This window comes from Pseudomonas vlassakiae (genome assembly GCF_014269035.2).
Lineage (GTDB): Bacteria > Pseudomonadota > Gammaproteobacteria > Pseudomonadales > Pseudomonadaceae > Aquipseudomonas > Aquipseudomonas vlassakiae.
Map to the genome: position 1 here is coordinate 157,566 of NZ_JABWRP020000014.1, position 18,378 is coordinate 175,943.

Genomic DNA, 18,378 nt, shown 5'->3' on the forward strand with positions numbered 1-18,378 from the left:
GCGCTCCCTATTCAAACCGAGCCATAGCTTTGAAAAGCAGGAGGTCCAGAGGCATGTAGAACATGTGGACACCCACCAACAGGATAGCAACCACCAGCAAAGCGGCAGCGATCATCATGCTCAGCAGCCGCTTGCGCCTGGCCTTTTCCGCCTTGGTCGCGATATACGGCACAGCCACCAGCACGCGCCGGCCCAGTACGCTCTCCAGGGCACCGACACCGCGCACGCGCTGATTGAGCATTTCCAGCAGCATTACCAGGCCACCGCCTGCGGCCGGGGCCAGTACCAGGCCAAGGGCGACGATCTTCTTGCGGTTGGGTTTGACCGGTTTTTCCGGCATCAGCGGCGGCTCCAGCAACACGAAGCGCTCGGCCTTGTTCTCTTGTTCGAGGCTTTCGGTGATTTTCGCGCCCATTTCCTTGTTGCGGATTTCCTCGTACTTCTTGCGCGCGTTGTCGTGATCGCGCATCAGCGTCACCAAGCCGCGCTCGACTTGCGGTGCCTCGAGGATATCGGCCTCGTAGCCTTCCATCTTGGTGGTCAGCTGGCGCTTCTGCTCGGCCAGCGAGGCGATGCGCGATTGCGCGGCAGCCATCTTGGTACGGACCCTGGCGGCATCCAGGTTGGTGGCTCCGGCGGCGGCGATACCCTGGTCGCCAGAAGCCTTGAGCGCGTCGATCTTGCGCTTGACCGCCACCACATCCGGGTGCGCTTCGGTGTATTTCGTCAGCAGGCGCGCATACTCTGCCTTCAGCCCTGGCAGGTCTTGCGGATCGGGCGCAACGGCCTTGCCGTTGGCGGTCTGGGCCGGCGCGCCGGCATTGGCTGCGGCCAGTTCCAGTTCCAGGTAGCGCAGTTCTTCCTGTGCTGACTTGTAGTCGCGGTCCACTTCGCGGAACTCAAGCTCCGAACGCGACAGCATGCTCATGCGCAGTTGCTGGTTCTCGGGCAATGCGTTGGCGTGGGTCTGCTTGAAGTCGGCCAGCTGGTTTTCCAGGTCGGCCAGCTCGGCACCGAGCTTGTTGGCTTCCTGGGTGAGGAATTCGGTGGTTTCGGTGGCGCGTTCGGTGCGCTGCTTCATGTTCTCGTTGAGGAACAGCGACACCAGCTCGTCAGCCACTTCCTTGGCCACTTCGGCGCGTTTGTCTTCGTAGGAAACCGTAAAGGCCACGGTGGCCTCGCCGCGCCCCTTGACGTAGGTGCTGAGCGTGGCGACCACGATCGCACTGCGCATCTGCTCGATCTTGTCGGTTTCGCTGAAGCGGCTGCCGCGGTCGGCGAACAGGTTGTACTTGTCGATGATCCGCAGCAGGTTCTCGCGAGTCATCACTCGCTGGCGGATGACCTCGATACGCTCATCGGCAAAGGTATTGTTGCCGGCCGAGACCAGGTCCGGGGAGATCTGCTGCGACTCCACCAGAATGGTCCCGGTCGACTGATAGATCGGCGGAACGCTGATCGCCACCCCGATGGTGGCGGCCACCACGACCACTATGACGATCCCCAACAACAAGGCACGGTCCTTGATGATGGCGATGTAATCTTTGATAGAGAGCTCGTACTCAGATTTCATAGTGGCCACCAATCCGAAATTCAGATGTCGGGGTATCGGTACGTCAGCGTCAAACCAGCGATGGTAGCGTCGGCATTGGGCAGGCCCTTTTGTTGGCGCTCCTTGTACATCAACGAAAAACGCAGGTCCCAGGCCGGCGAGAACGCCCGGCTGGCCCAGACGCTGTAGGTTTGCAGGGTATTGGGGTTCTGCCCTTTGCTGTCCTGCCACCAGGCGTCTGCGCCGACCCGGGTGGTTTCAGTGAGCAGGTAGCTCCAGCTGCCACGCACCATGTCCATCTCGGCCGCGCCGCCCTGGGCGTTGGACATCGTGCTGCGGTCGGCACTGAAGCTGGCCTCGTGGCGTGAGCCGCGGTAGGTCAGCGAGGCGCCGCCTTCACCACGGCGCTGAGTACCGGCACCGTTGGTCTGGTTGACGCCGACATGCATGGCGCCGACCAGGCTGTCGGAGAACTGGTACTTCAGACCGATGCTGGGGACATAGCTGTTGGTGGCGACTGCGGAGCTGGTGTCATCCGGCTCGTAACGCCGCGCTTCGAAACCGGTGATGATGTCGGTACGTTCGCTCCAGGCGTACGTCCAGGTGAAATCGTTGGCGTACTCGTCGTAACCGGTCAGCGTGCTGATGTCGTAACTGGCATGGGAGTAGCGAAGTTCGTTGGCCAGGGTGCTGCGCTCGGTTACCGCGCTGCTCCAGTTGCCCGTGAGCCGTGACATCTTCTGGGTGCCGTCGGTGGTGGTCACCACACCGGTATCCTGCACCGCACCAGAAAGCGTCGAGCTTTCATCGTACTGCGCCAGCAGGCCAAAGCCACCGCTTTCGGTTTCGCGTTGCCAGCCCAGGCTGAGGTTGGGGTCTTCACGGTCATCCATCACCGAACGGTCGGATGAGCGCAGCACATGCATGCCCACGCCCATGCGCAGCTGGTCGCGATCGAACTGACCTACCAGGGTGTAATCAGGCGCAATGATGGTACGCGTCACACCTTTCTCCTTGGAGGTAAGGAGCAATGGGTTGCTGTCGTACTCGACAGTCGTGGGAACCTCGACTGAAGACTGCCAGTTGGCGGCATCAACCACCCCGGAGAACGGCATCATCATGATCGCCGTTACAACACTCGTCGTTTTATTGATAGGCACAAGTCGTTCTTAATTTTTAGGAGAGTCAGGGTACGACCAGCGTATCGCCAGCCTGAAGTTGGAAGTTGGTGGACATGTCACGCCCAGAAACCAGATCCTTGTAACGCACCGGCATGACCTTTTGGCCGCGGATGACTTTGATGGCGCTTTCGTCGGCGAATTTGTCCATTCCGCCCGACATGCTCAAGGCCTGAAGCACCGCCGTAGGGCCTGCCATCGGTACCGGGCCGGGCTTGATCACTTTGCCTTGAACATACACCAGGTTACCCGCGGTGCTGGTGACGACCACGCTGACATTTGGCTGGGCCAGGTAAGGTTTCAGCGCGGTCTCGATTTTCTTTGCCACGGCGGTGGCTTCAAGGCCGGCAACGTCCACACGCCCCGCCAGCGGGAAGGTGATACTGCCATCGGGAAGAACGACGGTTTCCTGGCGCAGGGTGTCTTCCTGCCACACCGAGATCATCACCTTGTCACCAGGGCTTAACAGGTAAGTCGAGGAGGACGTGTCGGCGGCGGCACTGCCAGAGCCGACGACCAGGGCGCAGAGAACGGACATCAGCAAACGTACCATGAGGGATCCCTCCGGCCAGTCGGCCCAGGTTAAGAGCACTGAATGAGTACAACGACGAACCTCTCGCTCCGCTTCGCCGCCCGTTTTCTGCGAAGGCCACACCCATCCTGGAGGCGCTTTACCGCGATGCCGCCCTGCCTGCCTTTTTATCGACTGTTCGCGTCGAGGACGCTGGCTACTGGAATATAGCAACAGCTGTAAAATTGACAAGCATCGACTACGCCGAAAAACATAAACACCCACGCTTTTGCGTCAACGCATTGGCATCGCGATAAAACCGAAACAACTTAGATCTTCTTTCTATTGGCCACCGCGATGAAACCGATCACCGCAGACGCGAACAACCAGCCCGCCGTGGACAGCGGCACAATGGTGTTTTCCGATAAGTAAGAGTCCGCCGCTCGCGCTGCACCAGTCAATAACACCAAGAGGAAGAAAGACTTGATGAGCAAAGTCGAGCGCATATTCGTCACCTTCAAAGAGGAACGTTGTTATTGAATGGCGGAAGACTGGATCGCTGTTGACTTGAGCTTATGGGCACAATGATATTACGTCAATGATCCGACACCATAATAAATCTCAATCGGACAGGGCTGACAGAGTCAAAAAGCCGTCAACTTGAATTCGCTGACCTCGACACCCTGCCGGGGCTGCATTGCGCACGCAGACGGGCAGTCGATCATCGCCCCGTCGAGGTTCAATAAGGGAACAGATCCAGCGTTCGCTCCACTTCATCGACATCGATGGTGAAGCCTTCGCCTTGCGGCGTCCCGACCACGAAACCGAAGTGCTGATGATCGCGATCCGTCAGGTATTTGTAATAGCTGACAAACCGGTTCGGCGGCTGCAGCGCCAGTATCGAACCGCCGGGCTGCAATACATTGACCCCGTGTACCAGCTGGCTGCCTTCAACGCCGATCACCGTCCGCGCCCCGGCACAGGCGGCAACGATACCTGGCACATCGGTTTTCATCGGGTCGACAATGCGAAAACCACGGGACTTCTGCAGGTGCGAGGCGACTTCGAGCTCATTGCGCATGAGGCGCAGGTCGCCCTCGCTGCCACGCAGGATGAACACCCCCGGGTGCGGCGAAGGGTCGACATGCGACAACAGCTTGTCACCCATGGCTCGATAACGCGAATACCTGCTGCGGTTGTTGCTGAGGTCGTCGAACAACACCAGTTCGCGGAAATACGCCCCACGCGTGCGCAGCGGTTGCATGCCCAGCCAGCGCTCATACGCCGGCCCCTGGGAGAACAGCGGGTAACGCGCCGAGGGCGCCGTGGTCACCGGCACGCCTTCTTCGCAGGCCAAGGCATAGGTCGGGCAGTCTTCCATCAACCAGGTACCGAACCAGGTGTTGCCGTTCTGGGTGCAGTAGATGGCCCCACGGTCGATCTCGTGATCCACCGTGATGCCAGGGAACCGGCCCGGTTTCAACGACAACCAGTGGCTGGCATTGCCCTTGTACAATGCCCCGTCGACCAGCCAGACATCCTTGAACAGGTAGCCCCGGGTCGGCCCCTGTTCGACAGTGATCCCGCCTTCCATGGTCCGCCCAGGATGCACATACGGGTAAAAGCGCTTGGCCTCCCAGCCTGTTACGCGCTCCAGCTGGTTGGGCAAATAGAACGCTGGGGGCGAGACGGTTGTTTCACCGGGGGCGATATCCCACGTTTTCTCGGCGACACGCTTGATATCGATATCGGCCTTGCGTGCCAAGCGTTTGCGCGCGATGTGCCGGTAGGCAGCCAGGGTCCAGGTGTTCTGGCTGGCAAGCGAAGCGCCGCTGAGGTTCGAGATACCGCTACCCATGAAATGCCCCTCCCGAGGTGACACGTCTCTGGCCTGAGGCAAGGCACGCATTCCTGGCATGCCTTGAAGCCGGTTCAGCTGGAAACGACAACCCGTTCCATCATGGGCGGGGACTGTAGCGTGGCGTAACGCGAGCGCAGCGTTTGCAGGAATGACTCGCCGCTGCTCCTGGCGCCATAGAGGTAGATCTTGTGCAGCCCACCGAACACCATTTCGTGATAACGGCTGGCAACCTCGTCGTCACTCGGCCCTTCTGGCAACCCCAGGTGCAGCGTCAGTTTGTTGCCCTCGACGGCAAACAACGGTGTATCCCAGAGGAACTGCGCGGTCCCCGTGCGCGGCAGGCGGACAAACAGGTAGGCATGGTTGCCCAAGGCATCGATATCGCCACCACGCCGGCGCTTCCACTTCAGCAGGCCATCGTCCGGCCGCGCCAGGCAAAGGCCGATATCGTAATAGTCATAGCCGTTGGCCAAGGCCCATTCGAGGGCCATGAAGGTGGTGATCGAGTTGACCTCGCGCAGCCTTTTCGGGTCTGAGAACACCGCCTCGCAATAGCCGAAACGCAGGGTGCTCCAATAGCGTTTGCCATCGCGCGTGATCTCGCAGCCCAAATGGCAACCGATCACCTCTTCACCGCAGGTAATCAGGTCGAGGCGCCCGACCCCCTTGGCCAGACGAAACACCTCGTCGGTGGGAAACTGCGCCGCATGGATGCCCTGCCTGGCCGTGGCATAGGGCCGCAACAACTGTTGATCAGCCATGGCGATCTCGTCATCGGCGAGCGTCTGGCGCATCTGGTAGAGCGGGCGGTTCTTGCGAATGCTGCGGCGCAGTTCACTGTCGTAGCGGGCGGTGATGTCATCGAGCGAACGCCCCAGGGGCACCACCGCGCTCAGGTAATGAGGTACCGTCAACGCGCCTGCCGTCGGCATCTCGCTCACCACCACAACATGACGGTTCGTGGCGGGTGCAGCCTCCTGGGCAACCTCGCTGGCCAGCGGCTGGCCCTTGCCGCCGATCAGCAGCTTGGCCATCTCGCGCTGCTGCTTGCGGCCGATGTAGAGGATCTCGTAAGGGCTGGCCTGCTGCAGGCGGAAACGCGAGATTTCCCAGCGCCAGAGACAGGTGCGGGCCAGCACTTCGCGTAACTTGCTTGAAACAGTCCGGATCTCGTAGCGCATGGAAGGCGAGATCACTTTTCGCGCCACAGCCGCCAAGTTCTCTTTCATGTCTTCTTCGACATCCTTTGATGTTGTCAACGAGGCGAATCGGAAATAATGAAGCGAAGCTTGAAAGCCTGCATAACGTGTTGATTTATGGACCATCAACTACGCACGCCGCCTTTCCATCCTGAATCTAGTTAAGATGCAGGCGTGCCGCTTGGCAAGCGGCATTTTGACAGCATCGCAGTGTGATTAATGGCGTCAAATTTCCTCGCACAGGGGCACTTCAAATGTTGCTTTCGCTATAGATCAACCGTGTTTCATGCACTGAAAGTTGCGCTATATCACTACCACCGCAAGCGACTGCAAAAATTGCCTGATGGCCCCTTCGACGAAGGAGCCTCCCTATGACCCGCCAAGCTACCGCTTCGCCGCATGAAGAACTGATCGCAACGCAACTTCCCACCTGGGCCCGTCACATCCCCTCCCGGCACTGGCAGGCCTTACGCCAGAGCCAACGCCTCGATGCATTTGACCAGGACTGGTACAACAACGCCGCGCCTGACCTGCAAGAGGCCGTGCAGGCCAGCCATACTCGCCTGCTGCACTCGCAAGCCAAGCTGGCACGTTCGCTCAAGGGCCTGCAGCAGATCACCGAGTTTGCCGAACCGCTCCTGCAGGCACGCCTGGCCGAGCTCGATTTCAGGGCACCGCTGCGCGGCAGCGAGCTACTGCGCGTCGAGCGCACCTGGAATTGGAGCGTGTTGCGCTACCTGTATCGCCATCGCCGTGACCCTTTGCTCCAGGCTGCCTTGCAGAACTTTGCAGACGACGAGACGTTCACCCAGCAAAGCGCTATCGCCCTCAGTGACAATATCCAGGTGACGCCTGTCAAGGTTCACGGCAAGGTCGTGACTGGCCCACAGACACCACCCGCGCAGATCGCGCTGGCATCGGAACAGTATCAGGTAGAACGCCTTGCGCTCACGCCCGAGGCCTTTGCAACCACCTGCCGCCAGCTCGACCTGGGTGGCGCCTACCAGAGCCATCTGCAGCAGCACCTCGCCTCGTCGCCCGCGCGCGCTCAGGCCATCGCAGTGCAACAGGACCGCTTGCGCCTGGCCGCAGACCTGAGCTACATGCGTCATGAGCTGAGCGGCAGCGCGCGCGATCGTATTGACCTGTTGTTGCGTAACGGCGCAGTGCCATGCCGGCAACTGGCCCTGTTCGGCATTGTGCTGCACGAGGTAATGCTGATCGATGTCGGCGATGCCGGCTGGCTGCTCTACCTGCCCGGCCATACCCCTGCCCTGCACACCTGCTCCGGCCTGGACGTCATCAATCAGGTGCTGGGGCCCCTGCTGCGCAAGCCAGAAATCCGTCAACGCTTCCAGGCCTATCTGAACCAGGCCGACCAGTCGCGCTTTCTCGACTTGCTGCAGCAGAACCTCGACGACGCCAGCCCGGCCGACCTGCATCCCACCTTCCCAGCCATCAGCGGCGACCCCTTCGGCTTTTATCAAGACCTGCACCTGGCCCGCCTTGAAAGGGAAGCCGAACGCCTTGCGGTGCCCACCGCCGCGGCTGACGCTCAGGCCCGCGCCAAACGCCTTGAGCAGTGGGAGAACCTGGGCCTGGACCTGCTCAACGTGGCCGGTTTCTTCATCCCCGCTATCGGTACGCTGATGCTGGCCGTCACCGCTTGCCAGTTACTGGGTGAAGCCTACGAAGGCTATGAGACCTGGCTTGAGGGAGACCGCCACCTGGCCCCGCAGCATCTCGAAGCCGTCGGCCTGAACCTGGCCCTGATCGGCGGCCTGGCAACCGCAGGCCACCTTGTGCCGAAATTGTTCAAAAGCCCGTTGCTGGAAAAGCTCCAGGAAGTTCGCAGCAGCGATGGCCGCTATCGTCTATGGCAGCCGGACCTGAAGCCCTACCGCAGTACCCAGGCACTTCCAGAAGGGTTGCAGGCCAATGCGCAAGGCCAGTACCTGCATGAGGGCAGCCACTACCTGCGCATGGATGGCCAGCTCTACCAACACCGTTTCGATCCCGATATCCAGCAGTGGCGGATCGTTCGTCCCGACGCACCCGACGCTTATCAACCGCCACTGGAACACAACGGCCAGGGCGCATGGCGCGCTGCCCATGAACAGCCATTGCAGTGGCCATTCACAGTGCTGGCAAAGCGTCTAGGCGAAGCGTATGCGGCCTTTACCCCGGAGCAACTGGAGCTGGCTGGGCGCATCTGCGGTGTCGACGCAGCCCGCTTGCGTCAGGTGCACCTTGAAGGCAAGCCTGCACCAGCGCTGCTGCTCGACACCCTGAAACGCATTGCCACGCGCACACCGGTCGAACCGCTCACGGGCGAAGCCGCGCAAGCGCGTCTGTCGCGTCATCATGAATGGCCCCTGGTACGCGCGCTGGAAGAACTGGTAATCCCCTGGCAAGGTACAACCGACAGTGAACGGCTGCTGTTCAGCAGCCTCGACGCCCTGCCTGAATGGCCTGCGGACCTGCGCCTCGAGCTGCGCGCCGGCAGCCCGCAGGGCCCGCTGCTCGAGAGCTGTGGCAGCAGCCGGGCCAGCAGGGTCTGCCGCGTCATCAAGTCCACCGAGGGTTATGAGCCCGACCTGGGCGAACGCCCTGCCCCGGCGTCCCGGGATCAGGACCTGTGCCGGGCCATCGAACAGGCACTGCCCAATGCCTGGCGCAAGACGCTGGGTCTCTCGACCACAGATGGCAACACCCTGCGTCAGCGTGTGCTGGCCTGGACCGAGCCCCGTCGCAGCGAACTGCTTCAGCGCCTCTGGGGCACGGGCGCGCGGCGTCGGATTGGCCGCGCAGGGCTACAAGGTGGTCGCGAAGCAGTCCCCGATGGCCCCTATCTGCAAGCACCGCTGGCAACCCGCTATCGCCGGCTCTACCCCACGGCGACCGATCAGGATTACGTCCGTGCCATGGACGACTGGCAGCGCCAAGGGCGCTCCCCGACGCAGGAGATGCGTAACCTCGAGCACCGCCTGGAGGCCCTGCGCCGAGACCTCGGCGAATGGGCACGCCCCGACCCGCAATACCCGCACCGTCGTCAGGAGGCCATCGCTCCCATCATCAATGCCTGGCGACGCCTGTCCCGCCTGCCACTGGGCCAGAACGTCGTGGTTTACAGCCTGGACCTTTCACGCCTTGACCTGGAAGACCGCGACCTGGGCAGCCTGGCCCTGCCTGACGATTTCGCCCACATCGAACACGTGTCGCTCAAAGGCAATCGCAACCTGAGCCAATTACCCGCCGAGTTCTACGAACGCTTCCCCAGGCTCAAGCGCTTGCTCCTGAGCCATTGCCACTTCAATCACTTGCCTCGCCTGGCCAACCCCCAGGCGCTGGCATGGCTGGACCTCGACCACAATCGCATCACCTGGGATGACAGTGCCCAGCAGACGCTCGACCAATTCACCCACCTGGGCGTGCTGGACTTGGGGGGCAACCCTTTGCTACGCGCGCCCGACCTGAGCCTGCTGCCTCGCCTGTTCACAGTGTTCCTCGACAACTGTGCACTGACCGAATTGCCGCACGGGCTGGGCAGCATCACCAGCACGCCGGTGACCATCGACCTGGCCGGCAACCAGCTGCAACAGCTGCCTGCCGACTTTCAGGTGCCACAGCCGGTCGCCCGGGCGATGCGCCTTGAAAGCCAATGGCTCAGCCCACGCATGCTCGACGAAATCGAGGCCTACAACGCAGCGCATGATGTCGATCTGTTGGTAGATGACAGCGACTATGATGATTTTTTCCAAAACACTGGCCCCGCTGAACAGGCACTTTGGCAACGTCTACCGCTGCAATATCGACGAGACCTCAGGCCGCTGCTCGACCTTGAACCTTTCACATCACACCCAAGACGCGCCCACGCAGAGTTCTGGCGGCGCCTGGCCGTGATCGACCAGAACCTGCCGCTACGCCAGCAGGCACTGCAACGCCCGGCTCATGAACTGTTCGATCTGGCACTGTAAAGTGCCCGGCCCCTAACGCGGCATTCGCGCCCTGAGTGGATTGTGCGCGATCCACTTCTGCAACTCGGCGGCTGGCATCGGCCGCCCCAGCAGATAGCCCTGGCCTTGGTCACACCCGGCATTGCGCAAAAAGTCATACTGCTGCTGGGTCTCGATCCCCTCGGCCGTGATGCGATAGCCCAGGGCATGCCCCAGGTCGATGATCGCCCGGGCAATGGCCACCGCATCGTCGTCATCCGGCAAGTCCTTGATGAACGCCCGGTCGATCTTCAGGTGGTCGATGGGCAAGGCGCGCAGGTAGGCCAGCGACGAATATCCGGTACCGAAGTCGTCCACCGCCGTGGCCACGCCCATCGCCTGCAACTGGGCCAGCGCCGCACAGGCCTGTTGCTGGCTTTCCATCAGCAGGCTCTCGGTGATTTCCACTTCCAGCAGATTAGGTGCCAGCCCGTGACGTTCCAGGGCAATGGCCAGGCTTGAGACATAGTCGCTGCGCTCGATCTGCAGCGCTGCCACGTTGATCGCGAGCGGGCCCGGCAGGCAATCGGCGGCGCGCCAGGCGGCCATCTGTGCACAGGCAAGATCGAGTACCCGCTCGCCCAAGGGAATGATCAGGCCGGTACGTTCGGCCAGCGGGATGAACTCGCCGGGCGGAATCAGCCCGTGATCCGGATCACGCCAACGCAGCAAGGCTTCGACACCTTCCAGCTGGCCACTGAACAGGTCGACCTTCGGCTGGTACCACAGTTCGAACTCGTTTTCCTGTAAGGCCCGGCGCAAGTTGCGCTCCAGTTCCAGGCGCTGGTGCAGCCGCGCGGTCATGTCCGGGTGATAGGGGCGCCAGGCGTTGCGCCCACCCTCCTTGGCCGCATACATGGCCGTGTCGGCATGGCGCAGCAGGCTGCCGACGTCTTCGCCATGTTGCGGGCACCAGGCCAGGCCGATGCTGCCGGTCACCAGCGCGGCGTTGCCATTGAGGTCGAACGGCCGCTGCAGGCAGCGCAGCAACTCGCGCAGCTGGTGGCTGACCTGTCCCTGGGTGCCCTGCAGCATGAACACGAATTCATCGCCGCCCAGCCGGCATACCCGGTCGCTGGTGTCGAGCTCCTGCAAGAAGCGCGCAGTCGCCTGCTGCAACAGCAGGTCACCCATGGCGTGGCCCAGGCTATCGTTGACCTGCTTGAACCCGTCGATATCCAGTAGCAGCACAGCCAGCCCATGGCCTTCGGCAGTGGCCTCGGCGAGCTGTTGCTGGAACAGCACCCGGTTGGGCAAACCGGTGATGGTGTCGTAATGCGCCAGGCGTTCCAGCTGCGCCTGCGAGCGCTGCAGCTCGCGGTTACGCTGGCGCAACTGGCGCTGCTTGCGGTTGATCTGCGCGATGAACAGGCTTAGCAGGCCGCTGCAGGTCAAGGCGAACCAGAACAACGGCGAGTAGAACAGGCTTGCGTCCTGGTGGTTTTGCTGGCGCTGGATATCCACGTGCCCAAGGGCCATGGACACGCCGATACCGGCCAGGGAAACGCCCACCGGCAACAAGCGGCAGAGGGCCCGTCGCAGCGTGCCGGTGGTCGGTTTCTGTTCGTAGGTCATCGGGGAATTGGACGGGGTCATAAGCCTGCAGGCGTGAGCGATTGCCCCTGTATCGGCGCGGTGTCGGCGAAATTGAGCCAGACTGGTGTTTTTCTTGCCCAGGGTGCATGCTCGAAGCTGAAGCGTTTCACCCGCCCAGACACGTGAGGTGCAGTACCCATGGAACATCTGCTCGATTCGCTGTTTCCGACCGCCGAAGACATTCCTGAACACTGGCGCCTGGAAGCACCACTGGAACAACGCGACTATCTGGTGAACGGTGAACTCCGGCGCTGGGACGGGCCGCTGGCCACGGTCCGCAGCCCGGTCTGGCTGAAGCAAGCGGATGGCGAGCGCCAGGTCGTGCTCGGCAGCGCGCCCCTGCTGGATGCCGACACCGCCCTCACCGCCCTGGACGCGGCGGTAAATGCCTACGACAAAGGCCGTGGCGCCTGGCCGAACATGCGCGTTGCCGAACGTATCCAGCACGTGGAAACCTTCCTCGCGCGCATGCGTGAGCAGCGCACCGCCGTGGTCAAGCTGCTGATGTGGGAAATCGGCAAGAACCTCAAGGACTCGGAAAAGGAATTCGACCGCACCTGCGACTACATCGTCGACACCATCAACGCCCTCAAGGACCTCGACCGCCGCTCCAGTCGCTTCGAGCTGGAACAAGGCACCCTTGGCCAGATCCGCCGTGCACCCTTGGGCGTGGCGCTGTGCATGGGCCCCTACAACTACCCGCTCAATGAAACCTTCACCACGCTGATCCCGGCCCTGATCATGGGCAACACGGTGGTGTTCAAGCCGGCCAAGTTCGGCGTGCTGCTGATCCGCCCGCTGCTCGAAGCGTTCCGCGACAGCTTCCCACCGGGTGTGATCAATGTCATCTATGGCCGTGGCCGCGAAACGGTCAGCGCGCTGATGGCCAGTGGCAAGGTCGATGTATTCGCCTTCATCGGCACCCACAAAGCCGCCAGCGACCTCAAGAAACTGCACCCTCGCCCGCACCGGCTGCGTGCGGCCCTGGGCCTGGATGCGAAGAACCCGGGCATCGTCCTGCCCCAGGTGGACCTGGACAATGCCGTGGAAGAGGCCGTGACCGGCGCCCTGTCGTTCAATGGCCAACGCTGCACGGCGTTGAAGATCCTGTTCGTGCACGAGGATGTGGTCGAACCCTTCCTCGACAAGTTCCAGCGCAAGCTCGCCGCGCTCAAACCCGGCATGCCCTGGGAGCCGGGCGTCGCGCTGACACCACTGCCGGAGCCGGGCAAGGTCGACTACCTCGACCAGCTGGTGGCCGACGCCCAGGCCAAGGGTGCGCAAGTACTCAACGAAGGTGGCGGGCAGAGCCGCGGTTCGTTCTTCTACCCCGCCCTGCTCTACCCGGTCAACCGCGACATGCGCGTCTACCACGAGGAGCAGTTCGGCCCGCTGGTACCGGTGGTGCCTTATCGCGACCTGCAGACCGTGATCGACTACGTGCTCGACTCCGACTACGGCCAGCAGCTGAGCCTGTTCGGCAACGACCCGGCCACCATCGGCAGCCTGGTCGATATCTTCGCCAACCAGGTCGGCCGCATCAACCTCAATGCCCAGTGCCAGCGCGGCCCGGACACCTACCCGTTCAACGGCCGCAAGAACAGCGCCGAAGGTACCCTGTCGGTGCACGATGCCTTGCGCGTGTTCTCCATCCGCACCCTGGTCGCGACCCGCTTCCAGGAAGCCAACAAGGCGCTGATCAGCGAGATCATCCGTAACCGCCAGTCGAGCTTCCTGACTACCGACTACATCTTCTGACAGGCGCGCTTATAGAGAATCGATCTAGCCAGGTTGTCGATTCTGGCTGTGCGCAGACGACTCTAATGCATCAGGGCGCCCATCGGCGCCCCATGCAAAGGAGCGTCGCACATGGCAGCCAAACCGATTCCCGAAGGCCAGCACAGCATCACCCCGTACCTGGCCATCAACAACGCCGCCAAGGCCATCGAGTTCTACAAACAGGCCTTTGGCGCCACCGAAATGTTCCGCCTGGAAGGCCCGGGCGGCACCGTCGGCCATGCCGAACTGCGCATCGGTGACTCCTCGCTGATGCTCGGCGACCCTTGCGACCGCGAGGGCGGCCTGACCGCCAGCCAGAAACTCGCCGGCGCCGGCGTCGGCCTGCACCTGTACGTCGAGGACTGTGACAAGGTCTATGCCCAGGCCCTGGCGGCCGGCGGCACCGCATTGCACCCAGTGACGGACCAGTTCTACGGCGATCGCAGCGGTACCCTGAAAGACCCGTTCGGCAATATCTGGTTCGTCTCCACCCACAAGGAAGACCTGACCCCCGACGAAATCCGCGCCCGCGCCGCGAAGATGTTCAGCGGCAACTGAGCGACGAGTTGAAAGCACGGCGCGTTTGCTTGAAGCTTGAGGCTCGTAGCTTGGAGCTGCTTCATGCGAATCATCGACAAAACCGCCGCGCAGGTGCGCAGCCTGACCCCGGCCGAAGAGGAACTGCTGGTCGGTTTCGCCACCGGCAGCCTGGCCGGGCCACGGCTGCTGCAGGCCAACCAGCTGCTGATGAAGGTGCGCAGTGCCAACCAGTGGCTGGCCTGCGACTGCCGCAAGGATGCCTTGCCGGTGCTCAATGTCACCCTCAATGGCAGCACCGGCACGCTGTTCCTGAAAAACAACCCGGGCACCGCCGAGCATGCGCCCGGCTGCCCGTTCACCAAGGACGAACGCGAAGCCAGCGAGCGTGAAGAGGCGCCAACGGTGCCCGCCGCCTGGCTGGCACCTGACACCCCGCTGCGCCTGATCGGTGACTACCGCAGCGCCAGCGACAGCGCTGCTGGCGCTGTTGACGGTAATGAGCGCCGCGAACAACAGCGCCTGTTGTCACTGCTGCTGACCTGGATCGAGACCAGCGGCCTCAACCTCTACGCCACACACCTGAAGAAAGACCTGACCGGCCAGTTCGCCGAGCTGCGCAGTGTCGCCAGCCGTTACCCGTTGCTCGAACGGGTGCCAGCCAGCAACTACCTGGAAACCCGCCTGGACATGAAGCACATGATGATGCTCAAGTCCCGCCTGCGCGAAGCCACGGTGTTCGGCAACCACCGTCGCCATGGCCTGCTGCTGGACTGCGTCGACCAGATCAAAGGGCGCAAACTGTTCAACAACCGCAGTGAGGACGGTTTCGACTTCCAGGGCCACCATTTGTATTGGGGCGGCAACCGGGCGTCTGGCCCGTTGCTGGCGCTGGCCCTGTACTCACCGACCACCGCAGGCAGTCACTTCTATGAACTGATCCATGTGGCCAGCGTGCCGGTGCTGTCGCGTGCGCACCTGTTCCCGGTGTATCGCGACGAAGAACGCGAGCCGCTCAAGGCGCTGGTGTCGCTGATCGACTGGATGGCCAGCAAAGGGGTGAAGGTGCAGATGCGCCGGCCGGTGATCGGCGGGCAGGTGATGGATGAGCTGGTGCTGACCTCGGATCAGGACCGGGTGCTGTCGGTATCGTTGCTGGAGCAGCCGATCGGGCCAGAGCCCGATGCCGAAAACTTCAAGCGCTATGCCGACTTCAAGAGCCTGGAGACCTTTCGCAAGTATGTGGCCGGGTTCTTCATGCGTGAGCGCTGAAGACCGGGTCGCACAGGGACTGCGCCGGACATGAAGCTGGCGCTATCCCTGCAGGAGCGGCTTCAGCCGCGAAAAGGCCGGTGCAGCCACGCATCGTCATCTATCAGAACGCAGCCCGGAAAATCCCCTCGATCTCATCCTGGCTGGCCGACCGCGGGTTGGTCAGGCCACAGGCATCCTTCAGGGCGTTCTGCGCCAGAATGCCGATATCCTCAAGCTTGGCCCCCAGCTCCGCCAGCCCCGCCGGAATGCCCACAGCCGCAGCCAGGTGCTCGATGGCGGAAATCGCCGCCCCCGCGCCCTGCTCCGCATCCAGCCCACACACCTTGATGCCCATGGCCTTGGCCACATCACGCAGGCGCGCAGCACTGACCTTGGCATTGAAACGCTGCACATGCGGCAACAACACGGCATTGCACACACCGTGGGGCAAGTCGTAGTAACCGCCCAGCTGGTGCGCCATGGCATGCACATAGCCCAGCGAGGCATTGTTGAACGCCATGCCGGCGAGGAACTGCGCATAGGCCATGTTCTCCCGCGCCTGCAGGTCGTTGCCATCGTTGACGGCCTGGCGCAGGTTTTCGCTGATCAGGCTGATTGCCTTGAGGGCACAGGCGTCGGTGATCGGTGTAGCCGCCGTCGACACGTAGGCCTCGATGGCATGGGTCAACGCATCCATGCCGGTGGCCGCCGTCAACCCCTTGGGCATGGCAACCATCAATGACGGGTCGTTGACCGACAGGATCGGCGTGACGTTACGGTCGACGATGGCCATTTTCACGTGCCGCGCCTCGTCGGTGATGATGCAGAACCGGGTCATTTCACTGGCCGTGCCGGCCGTGGTGTTGATGGCGATCAGCGGCAGTTGCGGCTTGCGCGAGCGGTCGACGCCCTCATAGTCACTGATATGTCCACCGTTGGTGGCGCACAGGGCAATGCCCTTGGCGCAGTCATGGGGCGAGCCACCCCCCAGCGACACCACGCAGTCGCAGCGCTCACGCTGCAACACGGCAAGGCCCGCCTCGACGTTGGCGATGCTGGGGTTGGGCTTGGCGCCGTCGAACACCACCGAGTCGATATCCCGCAAGGCCAGCATGCGCCCGATTCGCGCGGCGACGCCGGCCTTGGCCAAGCCCTGGTCGGTAACGATCAGCGCCTTGCGCAAGCCATATCCGGCAATTGCGGCCATGGCCTCGTCGAGGCAGTCGATGCCCATGATGTTGACGGGCGGGATGAAAAAGGTGCTGCTCATGACCGGTTCCTCCTGGTGGGTCTGTCTACCCGTGAGAATCCGCCGGTTCAATGCAGCGGATATTGATCCAGCGCAACATTAGCCAAGGAACAGCTGGTACGCCGGATTAGCGGTCTCGTCCCAGTAGCGGTAGCCCATCTCGTCCAGCACCTGGGGCAGGCTGGGTTGCTCGTCGGCCGGCACCTCCAGCGCCGCGAACACCCGCGCTTCGGCCGCGCCGTGGTTGCGGTAGTGGAACAGGCTGATGTTCCAGCGCTTGCCCAGCCGCTCCAGGAAGCCCAGCAGCGCGCCTGGCCGCTCGGGGAATTCGAAGCGCAGCACCCGCTCGTCCGCCCCCGGCGCAGCATGCCCACCCACGGTGTGGCGCACGTGCAGCTTGGCCAGCTCGTTGTCGGTCAGGTCGAGCACGCGGTAGCCCTGCCCGCGCAAGCTGGCCAGCAGCTGCTCGCGCGGGTCGTGCACGGGGTGGGTCTGCACGCCCACGAACAGCCGCGCTTCCTTGCCGGGGTAGTAGCGGTAGTTGAATTCGGTGATCTGCCGCTTGCCCAGGGCCTGGCAGAACGCCCGGAAACTGCCCGGCTGTTCGGGGATGGTCACGGCGATGATCGCCTCACGCTGCTCGCCCAATTCGGCCCGCTCGGCCACGTGGCGCAGGCGGTCGAAGTTGACATTGGCGCCGGAGTCGATGGCCACCAGGGTCTGCCCCTGCACGCCCTCGCGGGCCACGTACTTCTTGATCCCGGCCACGGCCAGGGCACCCGAGGGCTCGGTGATCGAGCGGGTATCGTCGTAGATGTCCTTGATCGCGGCGCACAGCTCATCGCTGCTGACGGTCACCACGTCGTCGACAAAATGCCGGCACAGCTCGAAGCAATGGGCGCCGATCTGCGCCACCGCCACGCCATCGGCAAAGGTGCCGACCTGCGGCAGGATCACCCGCTCGCCTGCCGCCATGGCAGCTTGCAGGCAGTTGGAGTCTTCCGGTTCGACACCGATCACCTTGACCTCGGGGCGCAGGTACTTGACGTAGGCAGCAATGCCCGCGATCAGCCCGCCGCCGCCAACCGGCACGAAGATCGCGTCCAGCGCCCCCGGCTGCTGGCGCAGGATCTCCATGCCCACGGTGCCTTGGCCAGCGATCACGTCCAGGTCGTCGAACGGCGGCACGAAGGTCGCCCCGTCGCTGTCGGCCAGTTTCAGCGCGTGGGCCAGGGCATGGGGGAAGCTCTCGCCGTGCAGCACCACGTGGCCACCCCGCGAGCGCACCCCTTCTACCTTCAGCGATGGCGTGGTGGTGGGCATGACGATGGTCGCCTGCATGCCCAGGTGCGCCGCGGCCAAGGCCACGCCCTGGGCATGGTTGCCTGCCGAGGCGGTGATCACGCCGCGTTGGCGCTGGGCCGCGTTCAGGCGCGACAGCCGGGTATAGGCACCGCGGATCTTGAAGGAAAAGGTCGGCTGCAGGTCTTCACGCTTGAGCAGCACCTGGTTGCCGAGGCTGGCAGACAACGCAGGGGCGGCTTGCAAGGGCGTCTCGATGGCCAGGTCGTAGACCGGCGCGGACAGAATGCGGCGCACCTGTTCCGACAGCAATTGTTGCGCGGTGGTCGGGGTACGAGGGCTGACGTTGAGGCTGGTCATCGGTT

General features: G+C 62.8%; 13 protein-coding genes. 4 read left to right on the forward strand and 9 right to left on the reverse strand.

Translation table 11 applies throughout. From position 1 onward, the window contains the following. Positions 1–7: 7 nt before the first annotated feature. From HU738_RS18515 to HU738_RS18540, 6 genes are all read right to left on the reverse strand, one after another. On the reverse strand, positions 8–1,573 hold the full coding sequence (locus HU738_RS18515; protein WP_176509591.1) for a GumC family protein: 1,566 nt from the start codon (positions 1,571–1,573) through the stop codon (positions 8–10). 20 nt (positions 1,574–1,593) lie between these two features. After that, positions 1,594–2,712: a hypothetical protein gene (locus HU738_RS18520; RefSeq protein WP_176509592.1), complete on the reverse strand. Its 1,119-nt coding sequence runs from the start codon at positions 2,710–2,712 to the stop codon at positions 1,594–1,596. 25 nt (positions 2,713–2,737) lie between these two features. Then, on the reverse strand, positions 2,738–3,283 hold the full coding sequence (locus HU738_RS18525) for a polysaccharide biosynthesis/export family protein (RefSeq protein WP_054885433.1): 546 nt from the start codon (positions 3,281–3,283) through the stop codon (positions 2,738–2,740). Positions 3,284–3,570: 287 nt separating this feature from the next. Beyond that, positions 3,571–3,747, reverse strand: coding sequence for an EPS-associated small membrane protein EppA (gene eppA / locus HU738_RS18530; protein ID WP_176509593.1), 177 nt, complete (start codon positions 3,745–3,747; stop codon positions 3,571–3,573). A gap of 233 nt (positions 3,748–3,980) precedes the next feature. After that, positions 3,981–5,099, reverse strand: a complete 1,119-nt coding sequence (locus tag HU738_RS18535; protein ID WP_186603004.1) for a glycosyltransferase 61 family protein — start codon at positions 5,097–5,099, stop codon at positions 3,981–3,983. Between the two features lie 74 nt (positions 5,100–5,173). Beyond that, a complete protein-coding gene (locus tag HU738_RS18540; protein WP_186603033.1) occupies positions 5,174–6,331 on the reverse strand; it encodes a GNAT family N-acetyltransferase in 1,158 nt (385 codons plus the stop codon). A gap of 341 nt (positions 6,332–6,672) precedes the next feature. On the opposite strand from HU738_RS18540, the gene HU738_RS18545 reads away from it, so the two are divergent. After that, positions 6,673–10,278, forward strand: a complete 3,606-nt coding sequence (locus HU738_RS18545; RefSeq protein ID WP_186603003.1) for a dermonecrotic toxin domain-containing protein — start codon at positions 6,673–6,675, stop codon at positions 10,276–10,278. Positions 10,279–10,290: 12 nt separating this feature from the next. Here HU738_RS18545 and HU738_RS18550 read toward each other — a convergent pair whose 3' ends face one another. After that, on the reverse strand, positions 10,291–11,892 hold the full coding sequence (locus tag HU738_RS18550; RefSeq protein ID WP_186603002.1) for a putative bifunctional diguanylate cyclase/phosphodiesterase: 1,602 nt from the start codon (positions 11,890–11,892) through the stop codon (positions 10,291–10,293). A 138-nt stretch (positions 11,893–12,030) separates the two neighbouring features. On the opposite strand from HU738_RS18550, the gene HU738_RS18555 reads away from it, so the two are divergent. From HU738_RS18555 to HU738_RS18565, 3 genes are all read left to right on the forward strand, one after another. Next, the gene (locus HU738_RS18555) at positions 12,031–13,650 is read left to right on the forward strand and encodes an NADP-dependent glyceraldehyde-3-phosphate dehydrogenase (RefSeq protein ID WP_186603001.1); all 1,620 of its coding nucleotides are present in this window, start codon (positions 12,031–12,033) and stop codon (positions 13,648–13,650) included. 111 nt (positions 13,651–13,761) lie between these two features. Continuing rightward, positions 13,762–14,229 (forward strand): VOC family protein, encoded by a 468-nt coding sequence (locus HU738_RS18560; RefSeq protein WP_186603000.1) that lies wholly within the window; start codon positions 13,762–13,764, stop codon positions 14,227–14,229. A gap of 63 nt (positions 14,230–14,292) precedes the next feature. Then, positions 14,293–15,480, forward strand: a complete 1,188-nt coding sequence (locus HU738_RS18565) for a DUF8534 domain-containing protein (protein WP_186602999.1) — start codon at positions 14,293–14,295, stop codon at positions 15,478–15,480. 103 nt (positions 15,481–15,583) lie between these two features. On the opposite strand, the gene yiaY is transcribed toward HU738_RS18565, so the two are convergent. Together yiaY and ilvA are read right to left on the reverse strand one after the other, a co-directional pair. Further along, complete coding sequence (gene yiaY, locus HU738_RS18570; protein ID WP_176509601.1) at positions 15,584–16,732, reverse strand: L-threonine dehydrogenase; 1,149 nt, start codon at positions 16,730–16,732, stop codon at positions 15,584–15,586. A gap of 78 nt (positions 16,733–16,810) precedes the next feature. Next, positions 16,811–18,373, reverse strand: coding sequence for a threonine ammonia-lyase, biosynthetic (gene ilvA, locus HU738_RS18575; protein WP_186602998.1), 1,563 nt, complete (start codon positions 18,371–18,373; stop codon positions 16,811–16,813). Positions 18,374–18,378 lie beyond the last annotated feature (5 nt).